Genomic DNA, 5685 nt, shown 5'->3' on the forward strand with positions numbered 1-5685 from the left:
GCTATCCGGGGTATAGTTCAGCTAAAGTAGACTTCCTACAATAAAAGTTGCATCATCCATTGAGTTTGCATATTCGCTTTTAATTTGCTCTGCGATGGCACCAACTGAGCGATATCCCTTCAAAATCGTTTTAGCACCGTGGATATTGTCAAAACCGTCTGAGTATATCAGGAATTTTGATTCCGGCTCATAAATGAATCTCTGGGTGTGAAATACCTGCGGCTTCCCTGACAGATAACCTGTTACTGGCAATGGGTATGTCAGCTTGCCATTTGAGGTATAGAGGAAGAAACGGATATTTCCGACACAGCTGTATACAAATTCGCGGGTTTCGAAGTAGACTTTGAAGATCGAGACAGCCGCCCCTCTTTTTTGCACCAAAATATTGTTGCAGTATTTCATGAGCGTATCTACATCTTCGTGATGGTGTTGCTCTACTACTGAAACGACAGCGGCAGAAGCTTCATGGGCGTATTGCCCTGACCCTAATCCATCAGCAAGTACACAGACAAAATAATCATCAGTAGCCGTATAATAATAGCTGTCACCGCACTCTATTTTACCTTCTTTGATTGTCTGGTAAGCATAAAGTTCTATTTTGTCTTTGAACTGTTGAATCATGTAATGTACTCCGAGTTGTTGTTTTCCGCATGAATCGCTTCTTGAAGTTTTTTGATTGCCCTTCTTTGAAGACGTGATACATGCATCTGTGAAATACCTAACTTGTCACCAGCCTCTTTCTGACTGAGGTTATCAAGGTAGGTATATTGGATAATTAACTTTTCGCGTTCACTTAGTACATGCAGTACTTTTTCGAGCACCATTCTTTGATTGATTTTTTCATAGCCTTCATCAATGTTTCCGACGATATCCAACAGGGTGACTGTTCCTCCATCAGAATCGGCTTCAATAGAATGGTCAACGGATAAGGCCTGATAGCTTTTGCCCATCTCCATGGCTTCCAATACTTCTTCTTCAGAAACCTCGAGTGCTTCCGCGATTTCATCTACTCGTGGAGAGCGGTGCAGGTGGGTGGTCAAATCTTCGACAGTCGTCTTGATTTTCGGACCAAGCTCCTTTATCCTGCGTGGTACGTGGACGCTCCACGTTTTATCTCTTAAGAATCTTTTGATTTCACCAATGACGGTAGGCACGGCAAATGCTTCAAAGCTTTTGCCAAATGTTTCATCATAGCGTCGGATCGCGCCTAAAAGTCCAATCATCCCGACCTGGAAGATATCCTCGTGGAATGACCGTCCTTTGGAATACTTTCTGGCAATTGTTTCGACAAGGTTTTGATAATGAAGAACCAGCTCATTTTGGGCGTCTGCATCCTCATGCAGCTGGTAGGCTTTGATTAATTCATTAATCTCTTCTTTTGGTCTCTGCTTAGGTTGAGATTGTCTCTGCATCTCTCTCCACCTGCTCTCCTTCTCGGTACTTGGTCATAAAGACCGTGACGCCCTCTTTGTGATGGATTCGAACCTCGTCCATCAAGGTTTCGATCAGATACAGTCCCAAGCCTCCTTCACGAAGGAATTCCACAGAACTATTCTGTTCATAAGGGCCGAGTCCCTGGCGTGCTGAATGGAAATCAAAGCTCTGGCCATTATCTGCAACCATTACTTCAAGCTTGTCTTCATATAATCCAAAACCGATGATGACTTCGCCGTTCTCATTGTTTTTATATGCATGTTGTACAGCGTTCGTACAAGCTTCACTCGTAGCGATTTTCAAATCTTCAATTTCGTCGTAGGAAAAACCCATGCGGCTTGCGATACCAGAAAGGGTCAAACGAATGACACCCACGAACTCTGGTTTAGCCGGGATTTTCATTTCAATATAGTCAAATGACTGGTTCATTGCACTCCACCCTCAATCTGGCTGTTTATATCGATAATATCGGCCAAGCCGGTGATTTCGAAAAGTCTCTGTAAACGTTCGGACAACCCAACGATTTTGAATTCACCGTCATGTGCACGGACGTTCTTGAATACTCCGACAAATACTCCAAGCCCTGTACTATCCATATAATTGACCTCCGAAAGGTCAACAACCATCTTTACGCCCTCTTTTTCAGACAAAGGGAAAAGCTTTTCACGAAGCTGTGGAGCTGTATATGCATCAATTTCGCCACTTACCTTAACTGCTAGCTTTGATTCTGTTTCTTTAACATCTATTGAAATATTCATAAATGACCCACCCTTTACAATTCAATTGCTCTTTTGATTTACCCGGTTTGAAACCTGATTAAACATCTCTTTTCAAAATGATTAAAGTAAAATCATCACGCAATTGGAAATGCTGAAGTTTTTCAAGTTCCCTAAAGATATTATTGACAATTTCCTGAGCATTTAAGTGAATATATTTATTTATATATCCGATTAATGTTTCCTTTTCGATGAAACCTTCTTCTGTCCTGCATTCTGTTACTCCGTCAGACATCAGGATCACCATATCCCCAGGCAATATTTCTTTTTCATACTGGGTATATTTCGTCCGCTTATCCACTCCAAGCAGCAAGCCTCTTGCGACCAACTCTGAGAATTCCTTCTTTTTGGAATCGTAATAGAAACCAGGCTCATGCCCTGCAGATGCATAATAGAAGACATTGTTGGAAGGTTTGAACATTCCGTAGAACATCGTAATAAACATACTTGGGTCAACGTTCTGTTCAACGACTCTGTTCAGATTTTCCAGGATGCTGCTCGGATCGAGCCTGTTTTCTGGCAGACTGTCCATCGCATATTTAATCATGGACATACAAAGAGCTGCCGGAATCCCTTTCCCAATGACATCAGCGATTGCAACGCTGATATTGTTGTTCTCATCCTGGACAAAATGAAAGTAATCACCGTTCATGTGCTTAGCCGGGACACTTATTGCCCCGATATCAAGGCCAGGCACAATCGGGATTTTCGTACCGAGCAATGTTTGCTGAACATTGGCGGCAATCTCCATTTCGGACCTTAATTCCTCTTGCTGATGCCTTAAGCTCTGGTGCTCTCGATAAGCAATGCCATAACCAATCATCACCTCAAGGAGAATATCAAAGGAATGCATAATATCTTCCGGTAGTTCAGGATACATCTCAAGCAGCAAGCTTTTATGCACGCTGATGATTTCTTCCGGCGCGATTTTGTGTTCAATCGACTTCCGGCTGAATTTCTGCCCTGCATACAATGCTTGTTCTGATTGCTCTTTTATATAATTGTCAAGAATATCCCGATACTTTGATTCCATCATTTCTCGGAAATCCATACTTTTTCCCCCTAACGGAGCCATTTAGTCGCTCTGATCTGTGTTCCTTGTCCGGGACTTGAGTCTATGTCGAATTCATCCATAAGACGTTTTACCCCGGGAAGGCCGGCTCCAAGTCCTCCTGATGTTGAAAAGCCATCTTCCATGACTTGGCGTATTTCTTTTATACCTGGACCGCTGTCCACTGCGTTGATTCGCAATCCCGCTTTACCGCCGTCATATAATTTATCGATGCAAATCTGCCCTTTGCCGGCGTACAAGTAGATATTTCTGGCCAATTCACTGATGGCTGTAGTGATTCGCGCCTGGTCAACAGTTCCAAAACCAAGCTCTTTCGCAACATTCCGGCCAAGCTGGCGTGCTGCGACGATGTCCCATTCGTTAATGATCGTAACGCAGGATTGGATGTCCATTCACTTAATCCCCCAATTCCTGTTGTAATTTCTCCAAACCTTTTTCTAAATCTAATGCAGTTAGGACATCATCAAGGCCGATACCCAATTCAATTAGCGTTATGGCAACAGCAGGCTGGATTCCAGTAATGACTACAATTGCACCCATGAGCTTGGACATATTAATGACATCTCCAAGAACCTTGGCGATGAAAGAGTCTATGAAGTCGATTGAGGTTAAATCAATGACAACTCCATTTGCACTTGTCTCATGAATTTTGTGGAGCAAGTCCTCTTGAAATTGAAGCGCAGTCTGGTCATCCAGCTCCCATTGTATGGAAACCAACAGACAATCATCCAGCTTTAGGATAGGTATTCTCACTTTGCTCCCTCCAATGACACAATTTTTTTATTTGTCAGCTCAAGAGCTGCTTCAATCCCTTTTTTCAGGTTATTCTTTGTTGTAAACTGGTTCAGGTCGATGCCCAGATTCACAATGGTCTGTGCAATTTCAGGACGAATCCCTACGAGCATGCACTTAGCACCGATGAGCCTGACGGCATCAGCTGCCTGGATGATATGGTGGGCAACCATCGTATCAACGACCGGTACGCCTGTAATATCGATCAGGACCACCTCAGAACGGTGTTTCACCGCACCCTTAAGCAGATTCTCCATGATTTGCTTTGCACGCTCGGTATCAATCGTACCGACTAATGGCATTACTGTAATTCCTTCAAACACTGGAATGAGCGGGGCTGAAAGCTCCTGCAAGGCAATTTTCTGGAGAGAAACTGTTCTTTCCCACGTTGACGAATATACACTGACGATTTCATTGTTCATCGGAGTTGCCCAGCGGTCAAATTCGTAAACGATTTCCATCTGATTTTCCTGCGTCACGACTCCTTCTTTCTGCATGCCTTCAAAAACAATTAAATTAAAGGTATGAAGACCTTTCGTGACGAATGTCAACGGCCAGCCAAGCCTTACTACTTTTTCAGCAAAGTCCGTCAACTTTTCCTTATATTCTTCATTCGATCCTTTAAAATTAGAAATGATGAGGTCGATGAATTCCTTGCTCGTAGACTGAAAAACCCGGTCAGATACAAGGCGAATCACCCGCTCATCCGCTTCTTCCTTTGTCCTATCTATCCATTGATCCAGGATCTCTTGCTTGTGAGCCTGGATGTAATTTGAAATTATTCTATTCATTCCATCCTCCCCATTCTATCACAACAAAATTTTACATTACCCGTTTCCGTCCAATTGTAAACCAATTTTAAAAATGTAAATAAATATTCATAAAATCCAGATTATATATCTCCATTTAATGATAACAGTTTCCTTTCGTCAAATAAAATCAACTTATCGACAGGACTCAACGGATATTGCATGACGGATATTTTTATTATTCCTATTTTTCTTGGATTCAATTTGATTGATATAAATTCTTGTTCTGGTTTAGGAAATATGGTTAGCTGCTTGCTTTTATGCAGGAGGATTACAGATTCTTTTCGTGACAGCTTTTCCGTTTTCGTCGCCAAACCTGTCACGATTCTGAGCTTTTCTTGACAGTTTTTCCATTTTCGCTGCCAAACCTGTCACGATTCTGAGCTTTTCTTGACAGCTTTTCCGCTCTCGCTGCCAAACCTGTCACGATTCCAGGCTTTTCTTGACAGCTTTTCCGTTTTCGATGCCAAACCTGTCACGATTCCGGGCTTTTCTTGACAGCTTTTCTGCTTTCGCTACCAAACCTGTCACGATTCTGAGCTTTTCTTGACAGCTTTTCCGTTTTCGATGCCAAACCTGTCACGATTCCGGGCTTTTCTTGACAGCTTTTCTGCTTTCGCTACCAAACCTGTCACGATTCCGGGCTTTTCTTGACAGCTTTTCCGTTTTCGCTGCCAAACCTGTCTTAAATCTGGATGACCAAAACATTTTTGCCGTCCACACCATTCCGAGACCCCTTGGTTACGACCACTCTCCAAATAACCAGCCCAATCATCCTGGGCAATCGAGTAGGAGGGGGTGA

9 protein-coding genes are annotated in these 5685 nt (G+C 42.9%); all 9 read right to left on the minus strand.

From position 1 onward, the window contains the following. Nucleotides 1–21: 21 nt before the first annotated feature. Nucleotides 22–621: a PP2C family serine/threonine-protein phosphatase gene (locus tag J7E32_RS21530; protein ID WP_214911617.1), complete on the minus strand. Its 600-nt coding sequence runs from the start codon at nucleotides 619–621 to the stop codon at nucleotides 22–24. Continuing rightward, nucleotides 618–1412, minus strand: coding sequence for an RNA polymerase sigma factor SigB (sigB, locus tag J7E32_RS21535; RefSeq protein WP_214911618.1), 795 nt, complete (start codon nucleotides 1410–1412; stop codon nucleotides 618–620). Before sigB ends, J7E32_RS21530 begins: the two co-directional genes overlap by 4 nt. Next, the gene (rsbW, locus tag J7E32_RS21540) at nucleotides 1390–1863 is read right to left on the minus strand and encodes an anti-sigma B factor RsbW (protein ID WP_214911619.1); all 474 of its coding nucleotides are present in this window, start codon (nucleotides 1861–1863) and stop codon (nucleotides 1390–1392) included. The genes sigB and rsbW overlap by 23 nt, the downstream gene beginning before the upstream one ends. After that, a complete protein-coding gene (locus J7E32_RS21545; protein WP_214911620.1) occupies nucleotides 1860–2192 on the minus strand; it encodes an anti-sigma factor antagonist in 333 nt (110 codons plus the stop codon). The genes rsbW and J7E32_RS21545 overlap by 4 nt, the downstream gene beginning before the upstream one ends. A 58-nt stretch (nucleotides 2193–2250) precedes the next feature. Beyond that, on the minus strand, nucleotides 2251–3261 hold the full coding sequence (locus J7E32_RS21550) for a PP2C family protein-serine/threonine phosphatase (protein ID WP_214911621.1): 1011 nt from the start codon (nucleotides 3259–3261) through the stop codon (nucleotides 2251–2253). An 11-nt stretch (nucleotides 3262–3272) separates the two neighbouring features. Beyond that, nucleotides 3273–3674 carry an anti-sigma regulatory factor gene (locus J7E32_RS21555; RefSeq protein WP_079504363.1) on the minus strand — a complete coding sequence of 134 codons (402 nt, stop codon included), beginning with the start codon at nucleotides 3672–3674 and terminating at the stop codon, nucleotides 3273–3275. Nucleotides 3675–3678: 4 nt separating this feature from the next. Next, entirely contained in the window at nucleotides 3679–4035 is a 357-nt protein-coding gene (locus J7E32_RS21560; protein WP_214911622.1) for an STAS domain-containing protein, read from the minus strand. Beyond that, entirely contained in the window at nucleotides 4032–4865 is an 834-nt protein-coding gene (locus J7E32_RS21565; protein WP_214911623.1) for an RsbT co-antagonist protein RsbRA, read from the minus strand. The genes J7E32_RS21560 and J7E32_RS21565 overlap by 4 nt, the downstream gene beginning before the upstream one ends. 545 nt (nucleotides 4866–5410) lie before the next feature. Beyond that, nucleotides 5411–5685: hypothetical protein (locus tag J7E32_RS21570; protein WP_214911624.1), on the minus strand; the 275-nt coding region annotated here is incomplete at its 5' end.

This window comes from Bacillus sp. ISL-55 (assembly GCF_018613155.1).
Taxonomy (GTDB): Bacteria; Bacillota; Bacilli; order Bacillales; family Cytobacillaceae; genus Mesobacillus.